The following is a 26,685-nucleotide window of genomic DNA, read 5'->3' on the forward strand; positions in this document are numbered from 1 at the left end:
CGATTCGGGTGGCGTACGACACAGTCACCGTGACCGGCGGCACTTCGGCCCGAATGGCCCGAATGATGTGGAATTTGCAGCGCGTCCCCGGCTCCGCGCCGGCCTCCCGACGCGTGTGTCAACTCACGGCAACCCGGTGGTGACGCCCCCGCGTCCCACCGCGACCGGCAGGGTGTGAGGAATGAACTCGTACGGCGATCCCAGTTCCCCGCGTGCGCGGGCCCAGGTTCCGGGTTCGAACGGCGGCCCCGGACCGGGGGCGGACGACGGGTACCCCCGGCGGGGCGGTGACGCCCGGGGCGCGGCCCCGGCGGGCCGGGCCTCGGTCGGCGGTGCCGCCCCCACCGGGCGGGCTTCGGCGGCGGTCCCCCCGCCGCGCGCGACAGGTGGTGCCGCCGGATCGGCCTCCGTCGGCCGGGCCGTCCCGGGCCGGGCCTCGGTGCCGGTCTCGCCGGCCGGGCCGGGTCGGGCGTCCGTACCGGTCTCCCCGGCCTCGCCGGGATGGGGTGGCCCCGGTCGGGCGTCGGTGCCGGTCTCCCCGGCGGGCGGGCCTTCCGGCCGGGCCTCGGTGGGGACGGCCTCCGCGGGGCGGGCCAGCGTCGGCGCGGCCTCGGTCGGCTCCGCCGGGCGGGCCTCCGTGGCGCGGGCCGGCGTCCCGCAGGCCGGCGGCGGGCCGGGTGGCCCGACCGGGCCCAACGGGCCGGGTCGTGGCTACGGCGGTGCGGGCGGCGGGCGCGGGCGTGGTCCGGGTGACCCGGACGCGATGGCGCGGGCGAAGCGACGCAAGCGGATCAACCTGTTGATCGCCAGCTTCGCGGTCTTCATCATGCTCGCCGGCCTCGGGGTGGTCGGGTTCACCTACTACTCCACCACCGTGGTGCTGCCGAACCAGATCAAGCTGCCGCTCGCCACCACCATCTACGCGAGCGACAACAAGACGGTCATCGCCAAGGTGGGCGAGCAGAACCGCACCTTCGTCTCGATCAACCAGATCCCGCAGCACATGCGGGACGCGGTGGCGGCGGCGGAGGACAAGAACTTCTACGAGCACGCCGGTGTCGACTACAAGGGCATCGCCCGTGCCGCCTGGAACAACCTCTCCAACGGCGACAAGCAGGGCGCCTCGACGATCACCCAGCAGTACGCCCGCAACGCCTACGAGAACCTCCAGGACGACTCGTACGCGCGGAAGGTGAAGGAGGCGATCGTCGCCTCCAAGCTCAATGATCAGTTCACCAAGGAACAGATCATGGAGCACTACCTCAACACCATCTACTTCGGTCGTAACGCGTACGGCATCGAGGCGGCGGCGTGGGCGTACTTCGGCAAGCCGGTCTCGAAGGTCGACGTGGCCGAGGCCGCCGTGCTCGCCGCGTTGATCAAGCAGCCGGAGCCGAGCAGCACGCACAAGGGCTTCGACCCGTCGATCAACCCCACCGACGCCAAGAGCCGCTGGGACTACGTCATCAAGAACATGATCGAGATGCGCTGGGTCGACGCCCCCGGCCGGCCGGCGCATCCGACGGAGTACCCGACGAAGACGTTGCAGACCCCCAAGGAATCCCGGTCGGGCGTCAAGTTCGGGGTCAACACCCCGATCGGTAACGTCATCAACTACGTGTCGGCGGAGATGCGGGAGAAGAAGCTCTGCACCGACAACGACGCGGAAGTGACCGAGCGTAAGCCGCGCTGTTCGGCGATGCTCCGCGAGGGTGGTTACCGGATCAGGACCACCATCGACAACAAGGTGCAGAAGGCCGTCACCGGTGCCGCCCAGCGCAGCACCAAGGGCTCGGAGCTGGACGGGGCCCGCAAGAACCTGATGGCCGCCGTGGTCTCCATCGACCCGCGCAACGGCCGGGTGCTCGGCTACTACGGCGGGGACGACGGCACCGGTACCGACTACGCCGGCACCAACACCGACACCAACGGCAACGTCACCGGTGGGCACTCGCCCGGCTCCAGCTTCAAGATCTACACGCTGGCGGCGGCGCTGGAGGCCGGCAAGTCCGTCGAGTCGCGCTGGAAGGGCCGGGCGTTCACCCCGGAGGGCGTGAAGTTCCGGGTCAGCAACGCCGGCAACGACAACCCCAAGTGTGGGGACTCCTGCACGCTGCGGGAGTCCACGCTGCAGTCGTTGAACGTGCCGTTCTACCACGTCAGCCTGGACATCGGGCCCGACAAGATCGTCGACATGGCGGCCAAGGCCGGCGTCAGCATGATGTGGCAGACCAACGTGAGCCCGCCCAAGGGGCACGACCTGACCAAGGAGAAGGCCACCGACCTGGCGCCCGACCCCTTCTACCACGTGGTCGCCTACGGCCAGTACCCGATCACCGTGCTCGACCATGCCAACGGCCTCGCCACCTTCGCCAACAAGGGCATCTACAACAAGGCCCACTTCCTGATCTCCGCCGAGAAGCAGAACAAGGAGACCGGCAAGTGGGAGAAGCTCGGCGGCGAGCAGCTCAAGCCGCAGAAGCGGATCAACCCGGACGTGGTCGCCGACGTGACCGACGTGTTGGAGGCCTACCCGGGCCGGATCAACCACACCCTGGCCGACGGCCGGAAGTCGACCGCCAAGACCGGTACCTGGGAGCTCAAGGAGGGCACCAACCAGAACGGTGACGCCTGGACCGTCGGGTACACCCCGCAGCTCGCCACCGCCGTCTGGGTGGGCAACAAGGGCAAGCGGGAAGCGATCAAGCTGAACAACGGCGACAACATCAGCGGTGCCACCATGCCCGGCGAGATCTGGGAACGGGTCATGAACGGCGCGCTCAAGGGCGAGGAGAAGCTGGACTTCCCGCCGGCGGCGAAGGTCGGCGACCCGGAGTCCGGCAACGGCACCCCGCCGCCGCCCCCGCCGCCGCCGCCGAACCCGAACGGCCAGAACTGCGCCCCGACCGACCTGCAGTGCCTCCTCGGCGGCGGTAACCAGGGCGGCAACCAGGGTGGGAACCAAGGCGGCAACCAGGGTGGGAACCAAGGCGGGAACCAGGGCGGCAACCAGGGTGGTAATCAGGGAGGGAACCAGGGCGGCGATCCGCCGACCCCGCCCAACCAGAACCTCCCCGGCGGGAACGGCGGCGGACTGCTGCCGACCCCACGCGCCCGGGACTGAGCCGAAACCCGCACCGACGAGCGTCAATGCCGCTGCCGGCGATCCGCAGACCTGCGGTCGCCGGCAGCGGCATGTCGCGGGTGGGGTGCTCCGCGTCGGGCGAACGGAGTCCGCACCGCAACATGCTGCTCGTCCGGGAGCCATTCATAGGGCAGGATGCATTCTCATGAGCACCCAGCCGACGGCCGGCATCGACGACGCCGGGAGCAGCGACCACCCGTCCCGATCGGACGGCTTCGTCCGAGGCGTCTCCGAGGCGATCGGCGGACCGCTCGGCGACCACGCCGTCGCCGTCGACCGGCCCGCCGGTCGCGAGAGTCGGTTCTGGACGGCGGCCCGGATCGTGCTGGCCCTGGCCTGCCTGACCCTGGCGCTGCACTGGGTGCAGAAGGCGCCCTGCCAGAACGGCGCCTGGCAGAACAACATCCAGTACACCCGGATGTGCTACACCGACGTGCTGGCCCTTTACTACGCCGAGGGCCTGCACGAGGGCAAGGTCCCCTACCGGGACCACCCGGTGGAGTACCCGGTGCTCACCGGCTACATGATGGGCGCGTTGGGCCTGCCGGTGCACTCGCTCGGCGTCGACGACCCGACGATCAACCAGGGGCGCTGGTTCTACAACGCCAACGCGTTGACCCTCGGCGCGCTCGCCGTCGCCACCGTCGGGGTGATCCTCGCCCTGCGCCGCCGACGACCGTGGGACGGAGCCCTGTTCGCCCTGGCCCCGGCGTTGTTCCTCACCGCCACCGTCAACTGGGACTTCCTCGCCATCGGGCTGGCCGCCTTCGGGCTGGCCGCTTGGGCGAAACGACAACCCGCCCTGGCCGGCGTCCTGCTCGGCCTCGGCGGCGCGGCGAAGATGTGGCCGCTGTTCCTGCTCGGCCCGATCCTGATCCTCGGTCTGCGCGCCGGTCGGCTACGGGCCGCGCTCACCGCCGTCGCCACCGGCCTGGTCGCGCTGGTCGCGGTGAACCTGCCGACGGCGATCCGCTACCCCGACAACTGGGGACGGTTCTTCGAGCTGAACACCACCCGACCCATCGACTGGGGCACGCTCTGGTACATCGGGCGGTACCTCGACGGCAAGGTGAACACGGGCAGCCCCGGCGACCAGGGCCCGTTCCAGTGGCTGAACGCCAACATCCCGACCCTCAACAACCTGTCGTACGCCCTGTTCGGGCTGGCCTGCATCGGCGTGGCCGTACTGGCGCTGCGGGCACCCCGACGGCCCCGGCTGGCCCAGCTCGCGTTCCTGGTGGTGGCCGCCTTCCTGATCTTCAGCAAGGTCTGGTCGCAGCAGTTCGTGCTCTGGCTGCTGCCGCTGGCGGTGCTCGCCCGTCCCCGCTGGGGCGCCTTCCTCGCCTGGCAGTTCGCCGAGGTCTGCTACTTCGTCGCCTTCTACGGCGAACTGCTCGGCTCGGCCACCAGCCGCCCGGTCTTCCCCGAAGGGGTATTCGTGCTCGCCTCGTCGCTGCGGCTCGGCACGGTGGTGGTGCTCTGCGTCCTGATCGTCAAGGACATCCTGCACCCGGAGCGCGACGCGGTCCGCCAGACCTACCTCGACGACCCGGACGGCGGCGTGCTCGACGGTGCCCCCGACGCCCCCTGGCTGTCCAAACTCCGTCGCAAAACCCCCGCCCCCGAATCCGAACCAGCCCCCGCCCCCGCCTGACACCACGCATCCCAACTCCGGGACGCGCAAGTCCGAGACGGCAGCGCGCCGTCAGGTTGGCGGGGGAGCCCAGCCGGCGCAGGGATCAAGCCTGACCGCCCGGAGCCGGCTGGGCTCCCCCGCAACCCGACCTCAGAGACGGAACACCACGGCGTTGCCGACCTGCTGACGGGTGATGCCCAACTGCTCGACCGGCGCGTCCACCGTCACCTCCCACGGCGTGCCGACGATCTGGTCCCGTAGCACCACGACGTTGCGTACGCCGAGGGTGCGCAGGTAGTCGACGCTGGTCTGGTCGGGGAAGGCCGCCGACACCCGGCGCACGTCGTCGAGTTGCTTCGGGGTGAAGCCGCTGCCCCCGTTGACCACCTGTTGGAAGCGGGTGGTCGACCAGAGCATCACCGGCTGGTCCTGGTTCTGGCCGCTGGGCAGCACCAGCAGCGGACCCTCCACCGTGCGCATCGCCACCGGCTGCTCCGGCACGACCGGGTGCGGCGTGTCGTTCAGCCCTTCCACCAGCACCAGCAGCAACGGCAGCAGGGTGACCGCCCGCAGCCACGGCGACGGCCGGGAGGGCACCCGGTCGGCGCTGATCTCGCGTACCCGCCGGGCGAAGGCGCTCACCGCACCGGCCGCGAGCAGGCCGAGCAGGAGCGTCGTCCAGAGCATCATCCGTCCCGGCGTACGCAGCCCGTTGAACCCGGGCAGGTGCTCGAACAGTGGGGCGTAGGTGAAGGTGCCGTCGAAGAACCGGGTCCCCATCGCGATCACCATCGTGACGATCACCCCGGCGAGCATCAGCAGCCGGTGCCGCAGCCGCCACACCGAGAAGAAGAGCCCACCGGCCGCCAGCGCGTACAGCACGAAACCCGGCAGGAGGGTCATCTCCGGGTGCCAGGGCAACGCGGCCCGCGCCCCCTCGTGCAGGCCGCCCCAGATCCACGACTCGGCGGGCGCGGTGAAGAAACCACTGGCCGGCGGCGAGTAGACGCCGATGTCGCCGAGCGTGCGTTCCGCGTTCGGGTGCAGCTCGGCGACCTTGAAGTACGGCACCGCCAGCAGCGCGCCGACGGCGGCGAAGAGCAGTCCGCCGACCAGGTCGGCGACGAACAGCCGGCGACCGAAGGGCCGCCGCACGCGTCGCCGCCGCCAGAGCCACACCGCCGCCGAGACCAGCAGGGTCAGTGCGAGGACGTACGCGAAGACCAGGCCGATGCCGAAGCCGAGGCTGAGCTGCCAGGCGGCCACCACCCACCCGGCGTACGCCCAGCCGACCCGGCGGCGTTCGGGGCGGTAACCGTGCCGCAGTGACCAGCCGTGGCCCCGGGCAAGCATGGCCAATGCCAGCGGGATACCGCCGTTGGAGACGATGTGCAGGTGCCCCGCCTGGGCGAGCAGCCACGGCGCGTACGTGTAGCTGACCCCGGCGACCGCCGAGCCGATCCGGCCCGCGCCCAACTGTCGGGCCAGCACGTACGCCCCGAAGGTGGCCATCGCGTGGGCCAGCACGAACATGATGTTGTAGCGGAGCACGGCGGCGTCCGGGCCGGTGCCGAGCAGGCCGGCCGGGGCGTACCCGAGCAACATGTCGGAGAAGGCGAAGCTCCACGGTTCCGGGAAGAACGTGTTGGACTGGAACAACTGCCCCGGATTCGTCCGCAGGGCGTGCCCGGACCAGGCCATCTGCCACGCCTGCAGGCTCGGGTCCCAGTAGTCCTGGGGGAGCGTGTAGAGCGGATAGCGCAGGGTCGGCCAGGTCATCCCCACGGCGAGGGCGAGCGAGGCGAGGACGGCGAGCGTCCACTCGTGCACCAGGAACCGGCCGGTGGCGCGGACGGCCCGTCCGCTGCGGCCGGGCACCGGCTCCGGCGCGGGTGCGAACGAGGTCCACGGGTCGGCCTCGGTCGCCGGCTTGTTCTCTCCGTCCCCGGCGGGCCCGTCGCCCCGGCCCTTCCCGGGCCCGTCCTGCCCGGTCCTGCTTCTGCGGAACTTGTCCTTCCAGGTCCGGCGCGTGCCGGTCCGGTCGGGTGCGCCGGCCTGACCGGCCGCTGCCGCAGTCGCTCCGGCCTCTTCCACCGTCGTCCCGGACGGCTGGACCTCCGTCCCGGCCGGCCCAGGCGCGGCCCCGCCCTTACCGCCCCCGGCCCGGCCCTCGTCGGCCCCCGGACCGGCTCCGTCGGGCTTCGGACCGGCTCCGGCGGGCTCCGCGCCCGATCCGGCGGGCTTCGGGTCGGGCCCGCCGGGCGTCGCACTCGATCCGGCCGGCCCCGAGCCGGCTCCGTCGGGCTTCGGGTCGGTTCCGTCGGTCGGGGACGGGTCGGTCCTGCCCGGCTCCGAGCTGTCGCGCGCGTCGGGTGCCGGCCGGTCCTGCGGCGACCCCGTCCCGCCCGCGGGGGTCGGGTCCGTACTGCCGGTCTGCCGTGGGGGTGGGCTGCCGCCCGTCGCGTTGGTGGTCATCGGCGTTCAGGCCCCCGTGCCGAGCTGTTCGCGGAGGAAGGCGATGTCCGCGCCCTGACCGGTCGCCCCGCCGGGGGTCTCCACGATGACCGGGGCGTCGGCCGCCCGGATCACCGCCACCAGCAGCTCCGGGTCGATGGTGCCGCCGTCGAGGTTGTCGTGCCGGTCCTGCCCGGAGTTGAACCCGCCCTTGGAGTTGTTCGCGTGCACCAGGTCGATCCGACCGGTGATCGCCTTGACCCGGTCGACCAGGTCGAGTAGCTCCTCGCCACCGGCGTACGCGTGGCAGGTGTCGAGGCAGAAGCCCACCTCGTAGTCACCGAGGGCGTCCCAGAGCCGGGCCAGCGCGTCGAGCCGCCGGGCGCATGCGTTGTCGCCACCGGCGGTGTTCTCGATCAGGACCGGGACGGGGAACCCACCGGAGTCGGCCGCGTACGCGAAGGTCTTGCGCCAGTTGTCGAAGCCGACCGCGAGGTCGTCACCGGCGTTGACGTGGCCGCCGTGCACGATCAGCCCCCGGGCGTCGAGCTGCGCCGCCGCGGTGGCATGGCCCAGCAGGAGCTTGCGGCTGGGGATGCGGATCCGGTTGTTGAGGGTGGCCACGTTGATGACGTACGGGGCGTGGACGTAGACGTCGACCTCGGCGGCGCGCAGCCGGTCGGCGTCCTCCCGGGGTTTCGGGGCCTTCCAGCCCTGCGGGTCGGAGAGGAAGAACTGCACCGCCTCGGCGGCGCGGGTGGCCGCCTCCGCCAACGGGTCGGCCTGGTCGACGTGGGCTCCGATACGCATGCAGGCGAGCCTACGTCCCGCCCCCGACGTGCGAGAGGTGACGGTCGCGGGCAAGTCGCGCCCGTCCGCCCCGCGCGCGGGGCGGACGGCGTCACCGGTCGGGGCCGGCGATCGTTGAGGGGAGTGGAACAGCCGGACGAATAGTTTCAATTCGGCTATCACGTGACGATCGCCGTTGTATCGTCAGATAACAACAGGATGAAGCTCCGCGGGGTGTCCTCGATCCAACCTCATCGGTGTGGTCGTTCCTCCCCAGGTCCCACCCAAGGAATGCGGACGGGACGCCCCGCGGCCCCGTGGACAGGGGTCCGCCGTCGGCCTTCGGGTGTCGCGGCGGGCCCCTGTCGCCGTCGTCGTCTCCACCGCCGACCTGCCGGGTCGACCTGCCCGGGGGTGATCGTCGGGACCGGGTATCCTGGTCCGGTTGTCCGCGTCCGGCCGGGTTCCCCCGGCGCGGGGCGGGCACGACGCACGACCTCCTGCCACGGAAGGACCGTGGCCGCCTAGCCCACAGGAGGTGAGCACGTCTTGCGTCACTACGAAGTCATGGTGATCCTCGATCCCAGTCTCGAGGAGCGCACCGTCGCCCCGTCGCTCGACACGTACCTGAACGTGATCCGGACCGCGGGTGGCTCGGTGGAGAAGACCGACGTGTGGGGCCGCCGGCGCCTCGCGTACGAGATCAACAAGAAGGCCGAGGGCATCTACGCCGTCGTCGACCTTCAGGCGACGCCGGAGGCGGTGGCCGAACTCGACCGCCAGCTGCGGCTGAACGAGTCCGTGCTGCGCACCAAGGTCATCCGACCGGAAATGCGCTAAGCATCCAACCCGGTTCGCCCGGATCAACCTCATCGTGATGTCGGAGGGCTCTGAGAGCCTGTACGGCAGAACGCTGAGTGCGCGAGGAGTTGGTCATGGCAGGAGACACCACCATCACGGTCATCGGCAATCTGACCGATGACCCCGAGCTGCGGTTCACCCCGTCCGGTGCGGCGGTCGCCAAGTTCCGGGTCGCTTCGACGCCCCGGTTCATGGACAAGACCACCAACGAATGGAAGGACGGCGAGCCGCTCTTCCTGGCCTGCACCGTGTGGCGGCAGGCGGCGGAGCACGTCGCCGAATCGCTCCAGCGGGGCGCCCGCGTGATCGTCTCGGGGCGGCTGCGCCAGCGGTCGTACGAGACCCGCGAGGGCGAGAAGCGCACCGTCATCGAGCTCGAGGTCGACGAGATCGGCCCGTCGCTGCGCTACGCCACGGCGAAGGTGCAGAAGATGTCGCGCTCCGGTGGCGGCGGTGGCGGCTTCGGCTCCGGTGGCGGTGGTAACCAGGGCGGCGGCGGAGGCAACTTCGACGACCCCTGGGCCTCTGCTGCTCCGGCCCCCTCCTCCCGCGGTGGTTCGGGCGGCAACTTCGACGAGGAGCCTCCGTTCTAATGGCGCCGAGCGCCCGCGATCGCAAACCAGGAGCACGTGCAATGGCCAAGGCTGCGGCACTTCGCAAGCCGAAGAAGAAGGTGAACCCGCTCGACAAGGACGGGATCACCTATATCGATTACAAGGACACCGCGCTGCTGCGCAAGTTCATCTCCGACCGCGGCAAGATCCGCGCTCGGCGGGTGACCGGGGTCACCTCCCAGCAGCAGCGGCAGATCGCCCGTGCGGTCAAGAACGCCCGTGAGATGGCGCTCCTGCCGTACACCGCCACGGCCCGCTGAGAGGAGGCACCGACATGAAGATCATCCTGACCCAGGAAGTTTCCGGTCTCGGTGCCCCCGGCGACATCGTCGAGGTCAAGAACGGCTACGGCCGTAACTACCTGCTGCCGCAGGGCTTCGCGATCAGCTGGACCAAGGGTGCGGAGAAGCAGGTCACGGTCATCAAGCGGGCCCGCTCGGCCCGGGAGATCCGCGACCTCGGCCACGCCAACGAGGTCAAGGGCCAGCTCGAAGGCCTCAAGGTCAGCCTGAAGGTGCGCGCCGGCGACGGCGGCCGGCTCTTCGGCTCGGTCACCCCGGCCGAGGTCATCGACGCCGTCAAGGCGGCTGGTGGCCCGGTCCTCGACCGTCGTCGGCTGGAGATGCCCGGTCACATCAAGTCGACCGGCTCCTACCCGGTGAAGATCAAGCTGCACCCCGAGGTGTCCGCCACGTTCGACCTCAACGTCGTCCAGGGCTGACCTCAACCACCAGGCAACACCCGTAGTGGCCCGCACCGGCATCCGGTGCGGGCCACTACGCGCTTCCCACCGGGCAGGCTCCACGGGCCCAGCACCGCCCGGTCAGCCGATCGGCTGACCGGTGACCGCGCTGATCATCACGGTGGACAGGCCACCACCGACCACCGCCGCCGCCAACGCCACCGTCGCCGGCCGCCAGGTCGTCCCGACCCGGCGCAGCAGCACCGCCACCACCAGGCTGCTCAGCAACGACAGACCGAACCGGGGGCCACCCGCGACCAGCGAACCCAGCGCGTGGGCCCGGGGCGGCTCACACCCGCCCCCGCTGATGTCCGTGACACAACCGGCCGGCGGCTGACCGTCCAGGGTCAACAGCCACAGGAACACCAGCACCGCCGGCACCAGGTAACAGGCGGCCGTGTAGACCAACGGACGCAGCGGACCACCCGGGTCCGGGTCGAGCAGGTCGTCCTCCAGACGACGGTTCCACGAGCCGGCACCCACCGAGCCGATCCGCTCCCGCAGCGAGGACGCCGACGCCGCCCGCCCGGACCTCGACGCCGCCCGCCCGGACACCGGCTCGGCCCGACGGCGCGGAGCCGCCCGGGGGCGCGGCGCTGTGTAACCCACCACCGGTGACCGGGGTGCCGACGTCGGCGGGTCCATCCAACGGGGGTCGTCGCCCGCCAGGCGGGTACCCGACCAGAAGCCCTCCGGCTGCTCGCCCCACGGCCAGCCCTCCCCGGTTACCGGCTGCGACGACCGGGGCGGCACCGACCGCTCCCACCGGTCCCCGTCGCCCGCGTCCCGCCGGTCGGGCCCACCCTGGTCCCACGGGTCGACGCCGGCGCGGTCCGGACGGTCGACCCGGCCCGGATCCCGGCCTTCCCGCCCGTCACGGTCCGTACTCACCGGACCCCACCGGCCGACGTCCGTCCGGTCCCACTGGGCGGTGTCGGTGAACCGGTCCCACTGGCCGGTGCTGTCGCTCTGCCCCCACCGCGACGACTCGCCGAGACGATTCCACCGGTCGTCGGTGGCGGGACTCTGCCAACCGTGCACACCGGAGGCGTCCCACGGGTCCACCGCGGGGCGGTAGTCCGGTTCCGGCTCGGCCGACCGGCTCCACGGGTCGGCCGCCGGACGGCTCGCCGGATCGGTCAGGGGCCGGGCCCACGACTCGTCGGTGTTGCGTCGCCGACGCCGGGGCGGCTGCTCGGGAACGGCCTCCACGGGCAGGTCGGAATCGTCACCGCCGGACCAGATCACCTCCGGACGACGCGACGACGCCCGGCGTGGACGGGCCGTCGGGGCCGCCCCGGAGACCGGCTCACCCTCGTCGGCGTCCGCCCGTCGGCTCCCGACGTACCCCTGCTCCTGCTGGGGGCGGTCGAAGGTCCACTCCCGGGTGTGGTCGTCGGAGCCGGGGCCCGCGCCCATCACCCGCGCCTCCCGGCGCTCGCTCTCCCGTCGCCGCCTGGCCGCCCGCCGGCCCACCCCGGCAGCCCGACGGGTGTCGTCCTCGTCGTCGTCCGGGGCGGCGTGCCGGCCCCGGCCGTCGGCGTGCGCGATGCCCGACTCGACCGCCCAGCGCGGCAGGTAGGCGTCGACAGGTTCCTGCTGGCCACGCTCGACCGCCCGACGCCGACTCGGCGTACGGTAGCGGTCCGTCGAGGAATATGAATCCGACGGAACCGGGTCGCCGAGGTCGTCCCACGGGGCGATCGGCTGACGCGCGCGCGGGCTGCCCTCCCCGCGCTCCCAGTCCCGGTAACTCACGGCCGGAGCGTGACCCTTCTCAACCGAAAGTGCAATCCGCTGTCCAGGTGTAGCCGTTTCGCAGAGATAGTACGGGAAGACCGACCCAAGAGCCTTACCGGAAAATATTCGTCCACAGGGTGTGGATAGTGAACCCGCAGCTCACAGCTTTACAGCCCAGAATTCCCCCACAGTTTTCCACAGGCTGTGCACACGCTGCGCACATGGTTGTCCACGCGCGTCCACAGGTTGTCCCGAGGCTCGTCCACCGCGCCGGTTGAGGGTCTGACCTCGCGGTCCGTATCGTGGGGCACCGACCGGTCGCGCGATGGCCCCCCGATCGACCTGACCGGACGGTGTCACCGCCGGCGTACCGCCGGGGCAACCGCGACGCTGTGGAGGGGGAACCGTGTCGATCACCGACGACATGCGGGCAGAGCCCCGGGTCGCGGGGCAGTCGTCCGCCCCGCCGCCCCGCGACGGCCAGTTCGACAAGACCCCACCACAGGACGTCGCCGCCGAGCAGTGCGTCCTCGGCGGCATGCTGCTCTCCAAGGACGCCATCGCCGACGTCGTCGAGATCCTCAAGTCCACCGACTTCTACCGGCCCGTCCACGCCACCATCTTCGACGCGATCCTCGACATCTACGGTCGCGGTGAGCCCGCCGACGGCATCACCGTCGCGGCGGCCCTGGCCGACTCCGGAGACCTCGCCCGGGTCGGCGGCGCCCCCTACCTGCACACCTGCATGGCGGCCGTACCGACCGCGGCGAACGCCTCCTACTACGCCCGGATCGTCGGAGAACGCGCCGTGCTGCGCCGCCTGGTCGAGGCGGGCACCCGGATCGTGCAGCTCGGCTACGGCACCGCCGCCGGTGGCAGCCGGGACGTCGACGACGTCGTCGACCTGGCCCAGCAGGCGGTCTACGAGATCACCGAACGGCGGGTCAGCGAGGACTTCGCGGTGCTCGCCGACATGCTCCAGCCCACCCTGGACGAGATCGAGGCGGTCGGCGCGCAGGGCGGCGTGATGACCGGCGTGCCGACCGGCTTCACCGACCTGGACCGGCTGCTCAACGGCCTGCACCCGGGACAGCTCATCATCGTGGCCGGCCGCCCCGGTCTCGGTAAGGCGCTGGCGCTCGACACGCCGCTGCCCACCCCGGACGGCTGGACCACCATGGGTGAGGTCGAGGTCGGCGACCGGCTGCTCGCCGCGGACGGCACGCCGACCACCATCACCGCCGCCTTCGCCGTGATGCACGGGCGACCCTGCTACGAGGTCGAGTTCTCCGACGGCAGCGTGATCGTCGCCGACGCCGGGCACCTGTGGCGGACCACCACCCGGACGCGGGCCCTCGCCCCGGCGGGCGGCACGCCGGCCGAGGCGGCCCAGGGCCCTGCCGAGGCCGAGGACGGCGTGCTCACCACGGCACAGATCGCGGCGACGCTGCGTACCGGACCGGAGGGACGCCCCCGACACGCCATCGCCACCTGCGCCCCCCTGCAACTGCCCGAACGGGCGGTGCCCATCCCCCCGTACGGCCTGGGCGGCTGGCTCGGCGACGGCCGGGCCGACCCGGGGCACCTGGCCGCGTCCTTCCTGACGACGCTGCGGGAGATCGGTGTCCTCGCGGACAAGCACATCCCCCGCGACTACCTGCGCGGCTCCGAGGCGCAACGTCGGGCGCTGCTCGCCGGGCTGATGGACACCGCCGGCACCCTCACCCCGACCGGCGAGCACCGGTACACCTCGGTCTCGCGGCGGCTCGCCGGCGACGTACGGGAACTCGTGGTGGGTCTCGGCTACCGGTGCACGCTGACCGAGCAGCCGGCACTCGGCCGGACCGGGACGACGTACACGGTCGCCTTCGCCACCCCGGACGCCGTCTTCCGCCGGGAGCCCAGGGCATCCGCCGAGGCCGTCCGCCTGCGCACCGACCCGGCTGTGCGGTACGTGGTGGACGTCCGGCCGGTGGCCAGCGTGCCGGTGCGGTGCGTGACCGTCGACAACCCGGACCACCTCTACCTGGCCGGCCGGTCGATGATCCCCACCCACAACAGCACGGCCAGCATGGACTTCGCCCGTAACGCGGCGATCCGGGCCAACCAGGCCGCCGCCATCTTCTCGCTGGAAATGAGCAAGGTCGAGATCGTCATGCGGCTCCTCTCGGCCGAGGCGCGCGTCCCGCTGCACGTACTGCGCAGCGGTCAGCTCTCCGACGACGACTGGACCAAGCTGGCCCGCTGCATGGGCGAGATCAGCGAGGCGCCGCTGTTCGTGGACGACACCCCGAGCATGAACCTGATGGAGATCCGGGCGAAGGCGCGGCGGCTCAAGCAGAAGCACGACCTCAAGATGATCGTCGTCGACTACCTCCAGCTGATGACCTCACCGAAGCGCACCGAGAGCCGTCAGCAGGAGGTCGCGGACCTGTCCCGTGGCCTGAAGCTGCTGGCCAAGGAGGTCGAGTGCCCGGTGATCGCGGTCAGCCAGCTCAACCGTGGTCCCGAGCAACGCACCGACAAGCGACCTCAGTTGTCCGACCTGCGGGAGTCGGGCTGTCTGACCGCGGAGACCCGACTGATCCGGGCCGACACCAACGCGGAAGTCACCATGGGCGAGCTCCTGGAGGCCGGGACGAGGGAAATCCCGGTCTGGGCGCTCGACGAGAATCTGCGGTACTCGCCCCGGACCATGACGCACGTCTTCCCCAGCGGTCGGCGCGAGGTGTTCCGGCTGACCCTCGCGTCGGGGAAGCAGATCGACGCGACGGCGAACCACCCTTTCCTCACCTTCGCCGGATGGGTGCCGCTCGGTGAGCTGGCTGTCGGAGCGCGGCTGGCTACGCCGAGACACCTGCCCCCGCCGCTGGCGATCCGGCCGTGGGTGGAGGCGGAGGTGGTACTGCTCGCGCACCTGCTTGGTGACGGTTCGTTCGTCAGACGCCAGCCGATCCGGTACGCCAGCAGGGACGAGGAAAACCTGGTGGCAGTGGCCGAGGCCGCGAAGCACTTCGGAATCAGCGCCGTACGGGACGAGTACGAGGCCGCCCGGGTCACGACACTCCGGCTGCCCGCACCGTACCGACTGGCCCGTGGACGGCGTAATCCGATCGCAGAATGGCTCGACGGGCTGGGGCTCTTCGGGCTGCGTTCGCACGAGAAGTTCATTCCGCAGGCGATCTTCAGTCTGCCCAAGGAACAGGTCACGCTATTCCTGCGCCACCTGTGGTCGACCGACGGCTCGGTCCATGTCAACAAGTCGGGTAGGGGCGGACGTGTCTACTTCTCCTCCACCAGTCGCAGAATGCTTGAGGACATCTCCCGGCTCCTCCTGCGGTACGGCATCACCGCACGCCTCAAAGTCGTTCCGGTAGCTGACCACCGTCCCCAGTACACCCTCGACATCTCGGGCCGGGACGACCAACTGCGGTTCCTGCGGGAGATCGGGGTGCACGGCGAGCGTGCGGCTGCCTGTGAAGCGCTGCTCACCGTGTTGGAGACGGTGGTGAGCAACACCAACGTCGACACGGTGCCGACCGAGGTGTGGAGCCGGGTTCGGGACGTCCTGGTGGAGCGGGGCATCAGCCACCGCGAGTTCGCCCGGGCAATAGGTACGCAATTCTGCGGCAGCGCGCTGTGGAAGCGCGCACCGAGCCGATCCCGACTGGCGAAGATCGCCTCGGTACTCGACGCCGCCGACCTCGAACTGCACGCCACCAACGACATCTTCTGGGACGAGATCACCTCGATCGAGTCGCTCGGCGAGCAGGACGTCTTCGACGCGACGGTACTCGGCACCCACAATTTCGTCGCCAACGGGATCGCCACCCACAACTCGATCGAGCAGGACGCGGACGTCGTCATCCTGTTGCACCGCGACGACTATTACGACAAGGAGTCGCCGCGCGCTGGGGAAGCGGATTTCATTGTTGCCAAGCACAGAAATGGGCCTACCGACTCGATCACGGTGGCGGCCCAGCTGCACCTGTCCCGCTTCGTCGACATGGCGATCGTCTGACCCGACGCCGGGGCCGGCGACTCAGCCGAGTAGCGGGAACCAGCCGGCGGTCTCGCCCAACGCCACCCGGTCCCGGTCGGTCAGCGGCTCCCGGCCGGTGGCCTTGCCCAGGTACGTCAGGTCGTCCCAGTCGGCGGGCCGGACGGCGTCGTCGCTGAGCAGCCCGTCCATGGTGGCGACCGCGACCTCGACGGCCAGCGCTCCGGGTGGCGGCGCACCGGGCAGGTCGGGCACCAGGTCGAGGTGGTGCACGACGGCCTCGGTGGTCAGCGTGGCCAGGAAGTCGGGCACCCGCAGCAGGTGTCCCTGGGTGGTGACGCAACCCGCCGGGTCGGCGGCACCCGCCGCGCGTACGGCGGCCGGGGCGGTGTCCGCCCAGATCCGGACCACACCGGTGGGCCGGTCGAAGGCGGCGGCCGAGCGGCGGACCCACCACGCGTGCCGGGCCGTCGCGTCGGGATCGGCATCCGCCGGGAACGACCGCCAGTAGCTGACGTCGTCGGTGTCGGCCGGCCCGTCGGCGGGGCTGGCCAGCGTGACCAGCGCCCGTTGGGCGTCGCCGAGCAGGTGGAAGAGCAGGTCGGCGACCACCCAGCCGCGACACCGGGTGGGGCGTTGCAGGGCGTCGTCGTCGAGGTCGGCGACCACCCGGGTGATGCCGTCGTAGGCCTGCGCCAACGCGGTGTGCTGCCGGACGAACGTCATGCCGTGCAGCGTCGCACGACCGGCATGCTCCGGCATCCGGACCCGGAAACCACCGGCCGGAACCCCGTGCGGCCGATGGCGGTGACGGGACCGGGCCGGGCGCGGGAGGACCCGGCCCGGCCGTCGACGGAACCGGTCAGCCGAACATCTCGTCGAGGAAACCCTTGTGCTTCTTGCGCTTGTAGTGGCCGTGGTAGCCGTGGTGCTGCGGGTGGCCGTAGCCACCGTGGCCGCCGTACGCGGGCTGCGGCGGGTAGCCCGGCGGCGGCGGGGGCGGCGGCACGGCACCGTAGCCCGGCTGGTGGCTCGGGGCGGGCGGCGGTGGAGGCGGCGGCGGATATCCGCCCGGCGCCTGGACGTGCTGCTGACCGGGAGCGGCCCCCGGCTGCCCGGGCGCGGCCCCACTGCGCTGCTGGTTCCAGTTCGCCTCGGCCTCGAACAGCTTTTCGAGTTCGCCGCGGTCCAGGAAGATCCCCCGGCACTCGCCGCACTGGTCGATGACGACTCCGCTGCGCTCGTACTGGCGCATATCTCCGTGACACTTGGGACAGGTGAGCTGCATCGTTCGACGGTACCCGGTCGGCGCAGCATTCAGGCGGTGGTGATCAGCGCCGAGATCACCTCGTCGTCGTCGACCTCGTGGAAGTCGTCGTAGTAGGCGCTGACCGCGGTGAAGCCGGCCGGGTGCTGCGGGCAGATCACCTCGTCGGCCTCGGCGGCGAGCATCTCGTACGCCTGCTGTGCGCCGACCGGCACCGCGACCACGACCCGCCGGGCGCCGAGCTGCCGGGCGACCTGCACGGCGGCGCGGGCGGTGGCGCCGGTGGCCAGCCCGTCGTCGACGATCAGGGCGGTACGTCCGGTCAGGTCGAGCGGGGGTCGACCGTGCCGGTAACGGGCCTCCCGACGGTCGAGTTCGGCCTGTTCACGGTGTTGCACCTCGGCGCGGTCGGCCGGGTCGAGCGGGGCGGCGACCTGGTCGTTGAGGACCCGGACCCCACCGGGGCCGAGCGCGCCGAAGGCCACCTCGGGTGCCCCGGGCAGGCCGAGCTTGCGGACCACCAGCACGTCGAGCGGTACGCCGAGCCGGTCGGCGACGACCCGGGCCACCGGTACCCCGCCGCGGACCAGGCCCAGCACGACGACGTCGGGTCGACCGGCCAGGGCGGTGAGTCGTTCGGCGAGCCGACGGCCGGCGTCGACGCGGTCGCGGTAGCTGCTCATGTCCTCAGGTCTACGCCCTGTGGGCAGGGTGCGTCGGGAACTCGGCGGAACCGGTGCCGGGCGGGTGGTGAGGGCGGGGGCCCAGGTCAGCAGGGCGATCGGGTAGAGCAGGTAGCCGAAGCGGGTGGTCGGCATCAGCAGGATCGCGGCGAGCAGACCGTACCCGCAGACCAGTGCGGTGGCGGCGGCGGTGCGGGGCGGGCGGCGGACGAGCCGGACGGCGATCGCGGCGCCGACGGCGACGAGCAGCACGGCGGCGACGACCCGGCCGCCGGGCAGGGCGGTGGCGATCAGGTGGCCGGGGAACGGGGACTGGGCGGGGCTGGTGACCTGGCCGTGGCCGAGCGGGAAGCGCAGCACGTTCTCCACCAGCGCGTCCCGGTCGACCAGCAGGGCGGGGAGCAGGGCGAGGACGGGCAGCCCGAGCGCGCCGGCCGCCACCCGCAGCCCGGCCCGTCGGGTCACCCCCCAGAAGATGAGGACCAGCGCGACCGGCCAGGCGAACAGTTTCAACGCGCCGGCCAGCCCCACCGCCAGCCCGGCCCCGCCGGGCCGGCCGGTGGCGGCGAACGCCAGCGCCAGCAGGCAGAGCGCGAGTACGGGCAGGTCGTCGCCGCCGGTGGCGAGGGTGAGCGCGCAGATCGGCAGGACGGTCGCCGCCTGCACGCCGCGCAGCACCGCCGGTGCCCCGGCCCGTCCGCCGGTGGTCGGGGCGGGACGGCGCAGCGCGACCACGGCCCATGCCAGGGCTGCGGCGGTGACCAGCGCGAACCAGACGCGGGAGTCGGTCCACCAGGTGTCGGCGGCGGCCCGGGGCAGCCCGAACAGCGCCATTCCCGGCTGGTATGGGGTGTAGCCGAGCAGCCGTTCGTCGGCGGGCAGCGCGGCGATGGCGTCCGGCCCGAGGTAGGGGGTGCCGTGCTCGGCGAGTCGGATGCCGGCCTGCTCGACCACCACCACCTCCTCCTGGGCCCGGTCGGTGCGCCCGGCGGCCCGCTGCCCGGCCTGCATGATCAGCGGGAGCAGGGCGGTGCCGGCCCAGGCGAGGCCGGTGACCACGGCGCGGGTGGTGGTGCCGGCCAGCCCGGGTCGGTGGCGACGGAGGAGGAACTGGGCGGCGACCAGGATCGTCGCGGCGAGGTAGCCGACGGCGGCGACGCCACCCCAGGCCCGGTGCGGTGGCAGGGTGGAGGTGGCGGCGGTGACGGCCGCGAAGATCGCGGAGACCAGGTAGAGACCGAGGTCGAGGGCGAGTCCACCGGCTGCGGTGTCGACGGCCCGCAGGTGGCGGGCGGCACGGTCGGCGGCGGTCACGCCGGCAAGTGTGGCAGACCCGTCGAACGGTTCCGGGCGGGCTGGCGGCGGCCGGGGGTGCTGAGTCGGATGACCGCGCCGGTGTCGTGCAGGGGGGTGGCGAGACTCCCGGGGCGGCCACCGGAGCCCCGTTGCAGTGCGGCGAGGAGCGTGCCGGCCGGCAGGGGGCGGGCGAACAGGTGTCCCTGGCCGGCGGCGCAGCCGAGCGACCACAGGGCCCGGCGCTGTGGTTCGCTCTCCACGCCCTCGGCGACGACGGCCAGGTCGAGACTGCGGCCGAGGTCGAGGGTGGAGCGGATGACCGCTGCTGCTTCGGCCGAACTCTCCATCGCGGTGACGAAGCTGCGGTCGATCTTCAGTTCGTGTACGGGGATGCGGGAGAGCAGGGAGAGCGACGAGTAGCCGGTGCCGAAGTCGTCCAGGGCGAGCCGGATGCCGGAGTCGCGCAGCCGGTTGAGCACCCGGTCGACCACGTCGAGTTGGCTGAGGGTGAGTGTCTCGGTCAGCTCCAGGACGAGCCGGTCCGGGGGGAAGTCGTGGGCCTGGAGCCGGGCCAGCACCGCGCCGGGGAACCGGGCGTCGAGCAGGCTGCGGGGTGAGACGTTGACCGAGACGGGCAGGTCGAAGCCGGCGGTTCGCCAGCCGACGGCGGCGACGAGCGCCTGGTCGAGGATGGCCTCGGCGAACGCGGGGAGCATGCCGGAGCGTTCCACCGCCTCGATGAAGCGCAGCGGGTCGATGACCCCGTGTCGGGGGTGGTGCCAGCGGGCCAGCGCCTCGGCTCCGGTCACCTCTCCGGTGCCGAGGTCGACGATGGGCTGGAAGTTGACGGTGAACTCGTGGTCGGCCACCGCGCGGGGCAGTTCACCGCCGAGGGTGAGCCGGCGCAGGTCGGCGGTGTCCCGGGTGGGGGCGTACGTGGCGATCCGTTGGCCGGCCCGCTTGGCCTGGTACATGGCGACGTCGGCGCGGCGCAGCAGTTCGGGCATGCCGCCGGTGGCGGGGGCCGCCGCGATGCCGCCGCTGGCCTCCACGCTGATCCGCATGCCGTCCACGTCGATCGGTTCGTGCAGGGCGCCGAGCAGGGTCTCGGCCCGGTGGGCGGCGATGGCGGGGGCGGGCAGGTTGCGCATCAGGACGGCGAACTCGTCGCCGCCGAGGCGGGCGACCAGGTCCTCGTCGCGGGCGGCGGCGCGCAGCCGGTCGGCGACCCGCATCAGCACCTGGTCACCGGCGGCGTGGCCGAGGGTGTCGTTGACCTCCTTGAAGTGGTTGAGGTCGATCAGGACGAGGGCGGTCACCCCCTCGGCGTGCCGGGTGCCGAGCTGTTCGGTGCCCCGGTCGAGCAGTTGCCGGCGGTTGGCCAGGCCGGTGAGTGCGTCGTGGCTGGCGGCGTGGGCGTGTTCGGCGGCGACCCGGGCGAGTTCGGCGTACGCCTGGGCGTTGCGGACGGCCGTGCACAACGCGGAGGCGAAGGTGCGCAGGGTGTACTGCTCGCGTTCGTTGAGCCGGACCGGTCCTCGGAACCGCAGCCGCAGCATCCCGACGTCGACGGTGCGGTCGTGGCCTTCGAGGCGGGCGGGTAGGACGGTTCCCTCGATCTCACTCGGGGTGCCGGACGGGCCGTCGTAGGTGATCGTGCCGCTCGCGCCCCGGACGGTGCGGCCGGCGTCGCGCAGCTCGATCTCGACCTCGTCGGCGGAGAAGAGTTCGGTGGCCTGGGTGACGGCGGTGGTGAGGACCTTGTCCAGGTCGACCACGTTGAGCGCGTCGGTGGTGCGGGCCAGCCGTTGCCAGGCCTGTTGCTCGGTGCGGGACTTGACCTGGTTGGAGTAGAGCAGGTGCAGGCTGAGCACCAGGGGTGGCACGGCGAGCAGGAGCCGGGGGTCGGCCTGGAGGATGGCCAGGGTGACGGCGATCAGGACGAAGCGGGCCAGCGCGCTGGTGAGGCGTAGGCCGAGGTCGTCGGAGAAGAGCCGGGGCAGCGGGGTGCCGGTGGCCATCGCGATGACGGGCAGGGTGAGCAGTTCGTCGAGGACCACGGCGACGACGTAGGCGAGCCCGATCATGCCGATGGCGTTCGGCAGGTCGGTGTCCTGCGGCGACCAGCCGAGGGTGTGCAGCGCGACGCCGCCTGCGGCCGCCAGCAGCATGCTCTTGGCGATGCCGAAGGTGGTCTTCAGCGGTCCGCGCTTCATGGACAGCAGGGCGATCGCGACGCCCGTCCCGGTGGTGAGGACGACCAGGGGCGCCGGTGCGACGGCCAGCCCGAGGACGATCGCCGTCTCGCTCCAGGAGACCGCGTGGACGGTGGCCCGGATGCGGATCTGCCAGTTGATCCGGACGCTGAGCGCGGCCATGAAGGCCAGCGCGACGGACCGGGTGAGGTCGCCGCCGGTGAGGTCGAGGTGGACCAGTTGGTAGAGGGCGACGACCGCCGCTGCGGTGGCCACCACGCAGACGAGGCCGACGTGCAGCGTCAGCTGCCGCTCGGCCTCCGTCTTGCCTTCGTCCGGTCGTGCCACCGTGTCCTCGACAACCACTCCGTGTCGCTGAGCAGAGGCCAAGGCTACGTGGGGTCACGCCGCCACCACAATCGTTCAGAGCCACTCGTGTGCGGACATCGCGTTCGCCCTCCCCTGATCGTTGTCGCCGACCCTTGCGGTCGGGATCTGACAGGGGACAGCCTAAGGGCGGTTAGGCCGTTTTTGGAGGTATAAATGTAACTATGAGCGATAGGTGAGAATTGAGTGCACCTTGGTGACTTTCCGTTTCCGCGGGGAAACGGAGTGCTGAGCGCTCCCGACGGTTCTCGTTAACGCTAGATAATGGTGCAGACGGCGGCTTCGCGACATCGGGCGAGAGGGGCCGTTTGCCGTACGTCGAGGTGACCGGCTAGGTGAGTGCGACAGATCACCCGATTGTGGAACGCAGCGTAGTCGTCTCGGCGCGGTGGTGCCAACGTGGGCGAAGTGGCCCGGTGGCGATTCGCGGCCACGACGCGACGGAGGGTTTCTCAGGTGTGACGATCTCGCGCGTGATGGTGTTTCCCGCTCTACCGTCGACACGAGAACCTATTAGTGGCGGCCGATGAAATCGACGATGAACCACCGATCACGAATCGTCCCCGCGCGCCCGGCACTCCGGTTCCCGGGTCGCCGTCACGCCCGGACGTACCCCCGGAACGGAGCACACCGCTAGGCTCGCGGACGTGACCGATCCCGCGCAGCTCAGCCACGTCGACGCCGCGGGGGCGGCCCGCATGGTCGACGTCTCCGCCAAGCCGGTGTCCGGCCGGATCGCCGTGGCCGCCGGGCGGCTGCGCACCACCGTCGAGGTGGTGGAGCTGCTGCGCCGCGACGGGCTGCCCAAGGGCGACGCGCTGGCCGTCGGCCGGCTCGCCGGAATCATGGGCGCCAAGCGCACCCCCGACCTGATCCCGCTGTGCCACCCGATCGCCCTGCACGGCGTCACCGTCGACCTCGAACTGACCGACGACACCGTCGAGATCACCGCCACCGCCCGCACCGCCGACCGGACAGGGGTGGAGATGGAGGCCCTGACCGCCGTCGCCGTCGCCGGTCTGGCCCTGATCGACATGGTCAAGGCGGTCGACCCGGCCGCCGCCGTGGACGGCGTGCGGGTGCTGAGCAAGTCCGGCGGCAAGACCGGCGAGTGGGTCCGCCCGCAGGACCGGCCGTGATCCGGGCCCGGGTCGTCGTGGCGTCCAACCGGGCCGCCGCCGGGGTGTACGCCGACACCAGCGGGCCGCTGCTCGTCGCCGGCCTGCGCGAGCTGGGCTGCCAGGTCGACGAACCGGTGGTGGTGCCCGACGGCGAACCGGTCGGCGAGGCCCTGCGCGCCGCCCACGCCGACGGGATCGACGTGGTGCTGACCAGCGGCGGCACCGGCATCAACCCGACCGACCGGACGCCCGAGGTGACCCGGGCGCTGCTCGACCACGAGATCCCCGGCATCGCCGAGGCGATCCGCGCGTACAGCCGGGACCGGGTGCCGACCTCGGCGTTGTCCCGGGGGGTCGCCGGGGTGCTGGGCCGGATGCTCGTGGTCAACCTGCCCGGCTCGCGGGGCGGCGCGAAGGACGGGCTGGCCGTGCTCGGGCCGGTCCTCGGCCACGCGGTCGACCAGTTGCGCGGCGGCGACCACTGACCGCACGCCCGGCGTGGCGGCGATAGGCTCGCGGGGGTGTACGCGGAGCGCCGCGTACCGTCCGAACGGAGGCCCCCGGTGAGCACGGAAACCGCCGCCGCCGCGGCCCAGGTCGCCGCGCCGCCGCCGGCCGGCTGGGAGGAGGCCCGTTCCCGGGTGTACGCGGTCGGCCTCGCCGCCGCCCTGCCCCCGGTCCAGCGGGCACTGGCCGACGCCGACGGGTACACCCTGGCCGCGCCGTTGACCACCCGGACCGACCTGCCTGCCTTCCCCACCTCCAGCGTCGACGGCTGGGCGGTACGCGGGGCCGGCCCGTGGGACGTCGTGGGACGGGTGCTCGCCGGGCAGACCCCGGCCGGGCTGGCCGCCGACGGCACCACCGTGGAGATCGCCACCGGCGCGATGGTCCCCACCGGGACGACCGCCATCCTGCGGATCGAGGACTCGCGGCGTACCCCGGACGGCCGGGTGACCGGCACGCCACGCCCGAACCCGGAGTGGCGGGAGCCGGGCGAGGAGGCGGTGGCCGGTGAGGAACTGCTGCCGGCCGGCACCCCGGTCGACCCTGCGCTGATCGGGCTGGCCGCCTCCTGCGGGCACGACCAGCTCACGGTGCGCCGCCAACCGCGCGCCGCGCTGCTGGTCTTCGGCGACGAACTGCTCACCGCCGGTCCGCCCGGGGCGGGCCGGGTCCGCGACGCGCTCGGCCCCGCCGTGCCGTCCTGGCTGCGCCGCTACGGCTGCCAGGTGCGGCCCTCCGACGTGGTCGGCCCGGTGGCGGACACCCTCCCCGCCCACGTGGCCGCCCTGCGCGGCGCGCTCGCCGGGGCCGACCTGGTCTGCACCACCGGCGGCACCATGCACGGCCCGGTCGACCACCTGCACCCCGCGCTGGAGGCGCTGGGGGCCGACCACGTGGTGAACACGGTCGCCGTGCGGCCCGGCTTCCCGATGCTGCTGGCCCGGCTGGTCGACGCCGACGGGCGGGTGCGTTTCGTGGCCGGGCTGCCGGGCAACCCGCAGTCCGCGATCGTCGCCCTGGTGTCGCTGGTCGCACCGCTGCTCGCCGGGCTCCAGGGCCGTGCGCTGCCGGCGCTGCCCCAGGCCACCCTCGCCGGGCCGGTGCCCGGTCGGGGGGACTACACCCACCTGGCGCTGGTCCGGCTGGACCGGGCCGCCGGCACCGCCCACCCGGTCCGCCACGTCGGGTCGGCGATGCTGCGCGGGCTCGCCGGCGCGGACGGGTTCGCGGTGATCCGGCCGGGCACCTCCGGCGAGGTCGGGGCCCGGGTGCCGGTCGTACCGCTGCCGTTGCTGCCCGGGGAGCGTACGTGGTGACGGCCGGCCCGACGACGGCCCTGCTCGCGGTCACCGACCAGCCGCTGGACCTGGCCGCGCACGAGGCGGCGGTGGCCGACCGGCGGGCCGGCGCGGTGGTCTCCTTCCAGGGCGTGGTCCGCGACCACGACCACGGCCGACCGGTGACCCTGCTGGAGTACGAGGGCCACCCGAGCGCCGTCGAGACGCTGCGCGCGGTGGCCGCCGAGATCGCCGCCGACCCCGACGTCTACGCGGTGGCCGTGTCGCACCGGATCGGCCGGCTCGACATCGGAGACGTGGCGCTGGTGGCGGCGGTGAGCACGGCACACCGGGCGGCGGCCTTCGCGGCCTGCGCCCGGCTGGTCGACGAGGTGAAGGCGCGACTGCCGATCTGGAAGCGGCAGGTCTTCGCCGACGGCACCGAGGAGTGGGTCAACTGCCCCTGAGCCCGCCGTCGGGAGTCGCCGGGCCGGCCGGGGCAGGCTGTCCGTGGTGGAGCGGGACGGGCGGGGTCAGCGGCGGCCGGAGGTGGCGCGGGCCGGCCGGTCGGCGTAGAAGGCGGGCTCGGCACCGGGCCGCCAGGGCAGGGCGGCGACCAGCACGATCAGCGCCAGCGCGAGCGAGTTCTCCATTAGCGCGCCGAACAGGCCGTTCTGGTAGTGCGACACCTCGGGGAGCTTGTGCTCGTACGGCCAGATCGGTGAGATCAGGAAGAGCAGGTACAACCCGAGCGCGGCCACGCCGTGCCGCAGCCCGGTCAGCGTCGGGTACCAGATCGGCGGGCGCAGCCCGTTCACCCCGGGCGGCCCGCCGAACGCCGGCTGGCCGGTGCGCAGCGACAACCCCCGGCTCGCCTCGCGGCGGCGCACGGCGGCGTCGGCGAGTACGACGATCGCCGGGATGACCCAGACCAGGTGGTGCGACCAGGAGATCGGGCTGATCACATTGGCGGTCAGCCCGACCAGGGTGAACGCGGTCAACTCGTCGCCATCGGCGCGGGCGTTGGCGGCCCGGGACAGCCCGACGGCCAGGATCAGCACCGAGAACGCCAGCCAGAGCAGGCCGGGCGTCTCGATCGAGTCGTAGAGCCGGGCCAGCAGGCCGGCCAGCGACTGGTTGGGCGTCATGTCGGCGGCCCCGACCCGTTCGGTCTGCCACAGCACGCCGCCGAAGTAGGCCCGCGACTCGGTGCCGACCAGGGCGAAACTGCCCAGGGTGACGCCGATGGTGGTGCCGACGGCGGTGGCGGCGACCCGCCACTGCCTGGTGATCAGCAGGTAGGCGATGAACAGCGCCGGGGTGAGCTTGACGGCGGTGGCCAGGCCGATGCCGACCCCGGCCCAGGACCCGCTGTAGAACAGCCGCAGGAACGGGCCGTCGGTGTCGCGCCCGTGGGTGCCGCGCCGGGAACGCCAGCGCAGGCCCACCAGATCCGCCATGATCAACGCGAACAGGAGCAGGTTGACCTGGCCGTACCCCAGGGTCTCCCGGACCGGTTCGATGGCGGTGGCCATCGGCGTGGCGATGGCCACGGTGAACCAGAGTGGCCAACCGAGCCGGTCGACTATCGGACGCAGCAGCGCGGCGAGGACCACCGCGAGGGCGGCGATGCTGCCGGCTGCGTTGATCCACCCGGCCACCTCGATCGGCAGCCCCGCCATCGGCAGCATGGCCAGCGCGGCGAAGGGAGGGTAGGTGAAACCCAGCGTGGTGGTGGGCGCGATGAACTCGTACAACTCGTGCCCGCTCGCCCACCACACCACCGCGCCGTGGTAGATCTTCATGTCGAAGAAGTTGTACGGCCGCCCGAAAGCACCGATGGCGAGCCATGCGGCATAGGCGACGGCGGCCACGATGCCGGTCCGTACGACTGTCCTACGATCGATCCCACGCGTTGCGCGACGCACCGGGGCGAGGCGGTCCGCACGTCTACCGACGGTTGTCGGCATG

Annotated in this window: 19 protein-coding genes and 1 pseudogene; 11 read left to right on the forward strand and 9 right to left on the reverse strand. The window is 72.2% G+C overall.

From position 1 onward, the window contains the following. Nucleotides 1-181 precede the first annotated feature (181 nt). Together ACN265_RS31355 and ACN265_RS31360 are read left to right on the forward strand one after the other, a co-directional pair. Entirely contained in the window at nt 182-3,124 is a 2,943-nt protein-coding gene (locus ACN265_RS31355; protein WP_421410961.1) for a transglycosylase domain-containing protein, read from the forward strand. A gap of 166 nt (nt 3,125-3,290) precedes the next feature. Beyond that, nucleotides 3,291-4,799, forward strand: a complete 1,509-nt coding sequence (locus ACN265_RS31360) for a glycosyltransferase family 87 protein (RefSeq protein WP_421410963.1) — start codon at nt 3,291-3,293, stop codon at nt 4,797-4,799. Between the two features lie 132 nt (nt 4,800-4,931). On the opposite strand, the gene ACN265_RS31365 is transcribed toward ACN265_RS31360, so the two are convergent. Further along, nucleotides 4,932-7,256, reverse strand: coding sequence for a hypothetical protein (locus tag ACN265_RS31365; protein ID WP_421410964.1), 2,325 nt, complete (start codon nt 7,254-7,256; stop codon nt 4,932-4,934). Between the two features lie 6 nt (nt 7,257-7,262). Next, nucleotides 7,263-8,045: a deoxyribonuclease IV gene (locus tag ACN265_RS31370; protein WP_204925495.1), complete on the reverse strand. Its 783-nt coding sequence runs from the start codon at nt 8,043-8,045 to the stop codon at nt 7,263-7,265. Nucleotides 8,046-8,573: 528 nt separating this feature from the next. Between ACN265_RS31370 and rpsF the strand changes: the two genes are divergently transcribed. From rpsF to rplI, 4 genes are all read left to right on the forward strand, one after another. After that, nucleotides 8,574-8,864 (forward strand): 30S ribosomal protein S6, encoded by a 291-nt coding sequence (gene rpsF / locus ACN265_RS31375; RefSeq protein WP_088643630.1) that lies wholly within the window; start codon nt 8,574-8,576, stop codon nt 8,862-8,864. Nucleotides 8,865-8,941: 77 nt separating this feature from the next. After that, complete coding sequence (locus ACN265_RS31380) at nt 8,942-9,478, forward strand: single-stranded DNA-binding protein (RefSeq protein ID WP_204925494.1); 537 nt, start codon at nt 8,942-8,944, stop codon at nt 9,476-9,478. A 41-nt stretch (nt 9,479-9,519) separates the two neighbouring features. Beyond that, nucleotides 9,520-9,759 carry a 30S ribosomal protein S18 gene (rpsR, locus tag ACN265_RS31385; protein WP_007073789.1) on the forward strand — a complete coding sequence of 80 codons (240 nt, stop codon included), beginning with the start codon at nt 9,520-9,522 and terminating at the stop codon, nt 9,757-9,759. Nucleotides 9,760-9,773: 14 nt separating this feature from the next. Then, nucleotides 9,774-10,220: a 50S ribosomal protein L9 gene (gene rplI / locus ACN265_RS31390; protein ID WP_088643629.1), complete on the forward strand. Its 447-nt coding sequence runs from the start codon at nt 9,774-9,776 to the stop codon at nt 10,218-10,220. 102 nt (nt 10,221-10,322) lie between these two features. Here rplI and ACN265_RS31395 read toward each other — a convergent pair whose 3' ends face one another. Then, entirely contained in the window at nt 10,323-11,999 is a 1,677-nt protein-coding gene (locus ACN265_RS31395) for a hypothetical protein (RefSeq protein ID WP_421410967.1), read from the reverse strand. Between the two features lie 406 nt (nt 12,000-12,405). On the opposite strand from ACN265_RS31395, the gene ACN265_RS31400 reads away from it, so the two are divergent. Further along, on the forward strand, nt 12,406-16,002 hold the full coding sequence (locus tag ACN265_RS31400) for a replicative DNA helicase (protein ID WP_421411710.1): 3,597 nt from the start codon (nt 12,406-12,408) through the stop codon (nt 16,000-16,002). A 21-nt stretch (nt 16,003-16,023) separates the two neighbouring features. Here ACN265_RS31400 and ACN265_RS31405 read toward each other — a convergent pair whose 3' ends face one another. The 5 genes and pseudogenes from ACN265_RS31405 to ACN265_RS31425 form a co-directional block, all read right to left on the reverse strand. Continuing rightward, nucleotides 16,024-16,707 (reverse strand): maleylpyruvate isomerase N-terminal domain-containing protein, encoded by a 684-nt coding sequence (locus ACN265_RS31405; protein WP_421410969.1) that lies wholly within the window; start codon nt 16,705-16,707, stop codon nt 16,024-16,026. Nucleotides 16,708-16,843: 136 nt separating this feature from the next. Beyond that, complete coding sequence (locus tag ACN265_RS31410; protein ID WP_357924757.1) at nt 16,844-17,269, reverse strand: zf-TFIIB domain-containing protein; 426 nt, start codon at nt 17,267-17,269, stop codon at nt 16,844-16,846. A 29-nt stretch (nt 17,270-17,298) separates the two neighbouring features. Beyond that, complete coding sequence (locus ACN265_RS31415; RefSeq protein ID WP_421411712.1) at nt 17,299-17,931, reverse strand: phosphoribosyltransferase; 633 nt, start codon at nt 17,929-17,931, stop codon at nt 17,299-17,301. A 27-nt stretch (nt 17,932-17,958) separates the two neighbouring features. Further along, nucleotides 17,959-19,245, reverse strand: a pseudogene (locus ACN265_RS31420) (glycosyltransferase 87 family protein); the annotation flags it as partial. Next, complete coding sequence (locus ACN265_RS31425) at nt 19,242-21,770, reverse strand: putative bifunctional diguanylate cyclase/phosphodiesterase (RefSeq protein ID WP_204925489.1); 2,529 nt, start codon at nt 21,768-21,770, stop codon at nt 19,242-19,244. The gene ACN265_RS31425 and the pseudogene ACN265_RS31420, both read right to left, overlap by 4 nt. A gap of 686 nt (nt 21,771-22,456) precedes the next feature. On the opposite strand from ACN265_RS31425, the gene moaC reads away from it, so the two are divergent. The 4 genes from moaC to ACN265_RS31445 all read left to right on the forward strand — a co-directional run bounded on the left by moaC (nt 22,457) and on the right by ACN265_RS31445 (nt 25,181). Further along, the gene (gene moaC / locus ACN265_RS31430; protein ID WP_204925488.1) at nt 22,457-22,948 is read left to right on the forward strand and encodes a cyclic pyranopterin monophosphate synthase MoaC; all 492 of its coding nucleotides are present in this window, start codon (nt 22,457-22,459) and stop codon (nt 22,946-22,948) included. Continuing rightward, the gene (locus tag ACN265_RS31435; protein ID WP_421410971.1) at nt 22,945-23,415 is read left to right on the forward strand and encodes a MogA/MoaB family molybdenum cofactor biosynthesis protein; all 471 of its coding nucleotides are present in this window, start codon (nt 22,945-22,947) and stop codon (nt 23,413-23,415) included. Before moaC ends, ACN265_RS31435 begins: the two co-directional genes overlap by 4 nt. A 78-nt stretch (nt 23,416-23,493) precedes the next feature. Then, the gene (locus tag ACN265_RS31440; protein ID WP_421410973.1) at nt 23,494-24,753 is read left to right on the forward strand and encodes a molybdopterin molybdotransferase MoeA; all 1,260 of its coding nucleotides are present in this window, start codon (nt 23,494-23,496) and stop codon (nt 24,751-24,753) included. Continuing rightward, complete coding sequence (locus ACN265_RS31445) at nt 24,750-25,181, forward strand: molybdenum cofactor biosynthesis protein MoaE (RefSeq protein ID WP_357925747.1); 432 nt, start codon at nt 24,750-24,752, stop codon at nt 25,179-25,181. Before ACN265_RS31440 ends, ACN265_RS31445 begins: the two co-directional genes overlap by 4 nt. A 66-nt stretch (nt 25,182-25,247) precedes the next feature. On the opposite strand, the gene ACN265_RS31450 is transcribed toward ACN265_RS31445, so the two are convergent. Further along, the gene (locus ACN265_RS31450; protein WP_204925484.1) at nt 25,248-26,684 is read right to left on the reverse strand and encodes a glycosyltransferase 87 family protein; all 1,437 of its coding nucleotides are present in this window, start codon (nt 26,682-26,684) and stop codon (nt 25,248-25,250) included. Nucleotide 26,685: the final 1 nt, after the last annotated feature.

Source organism: Micromonospora sp. WMMD730 (assembly GCF_049178955.1).
In the GTDB taxonomy this organism is placed as follows: domain Bacteria; phylum Actinomycetota; class Actinomycetes; order Mycobacteriales; family Micromonosporaceae; genus Micromonospora; species Micromonospora wenchangensis.